The organism is Streptomyces sp. E2N166, from assembly GCF_003671715.1.
GTDB classification, from domain to species: Bacteria; Actinomycetota; Actinomycetes; order Streptomycetales; family Streptomycetaceae; genus Streptomyces; species Streptomyces thinghirensis.
Window position 1 is genome coordinate 945,626 of record NZ_RAIF01000032.1, and the last position, 868, is coordinate 946,493.

1 protein-coding gene is annotated in these 868 nt (G+C 71.0%); it reads left to right on the plus strand.

Annotated features, from left to right (window positions below; all coding sequences use genetic code 11):
• Positions 1-868: ATP-binding cassette domain-containing protein (locus EBH09_RS39445; protein ID WP_238697579.1), on the plus strand; the 868-nt coding region annotated here is incomplete at both ends.

Genomic DNA, 868 nt, shown 5'->3' on the forward strand with positions numbered 1-868 from the left:
ACGCCCGCGACGAGTACGAGGAATACGCCGACAAGCGGGCCTCCCTCCAGGACCGGGCCCAGACGCAGCGCTCCTGGATGGACAAGGGCGTCAAGAACGCCCGGCGCAAGGCGGGCAACGACAACGACAAGATCGGCCGCAAGTTCCGCAGCGAGGCCAGCGAGAAGCAGGCCGCCAAGGCCCGCCAGACCCAGCGCATGATCGAACGCCTCGACGTCGTCGAGGAACCCCGCAAGGAGTGGGACCTGCGCATGGAGATCGCCTCGGCGCCACGCTCGGGCGCGGTGGTCGCCACCCTGCGCGACGCCGAGGTCCGGCGCGGCGACTTCGTCCTCGGCCCGGTCTCCCTCCAGATCGACTGGGCGGACCGGGTGGCGGTGACGGGAGCGAACGGCGCGGGCAAGTCCACGCTGCTCGCCGCCCTCCTGGGCCGTGTCCCGCTGGACGCCGGACACGCGTCGCTCGGCTCCGGCGTCCTGCTCGGCGAGGTCGACCAGGCCCGCAAGCTGTTCTACGGCCCCGAGGCCCTGCTCGACGCCTTCCGCTCGGCCACACCGGACACGGAACCGGCCGAGATCCGCACCCTCCTGGCCAAGTTCGCCCTCAAGGCGGACCATGTCATGCGCCCGGCGTCGACCCTCTCCCCGGGCGAACGCACGAGGGCGGCCCTGGCTCTCCTCCAGGGCAGAGGCGTCAACCTGCTGATCCTGGACGAGCCGACCAACCACCTCGATCTGCCGGCCATCGAACAACTGGAATCGGCCCTGGACGCCTACGAGGGCACGCTCCTCCTGATCACCCACGACCGCCGCATGCTGGACGCGGTCAGGCTGACGAGGCGCCTGGAGGTCACGGACGGCAAGGTGAC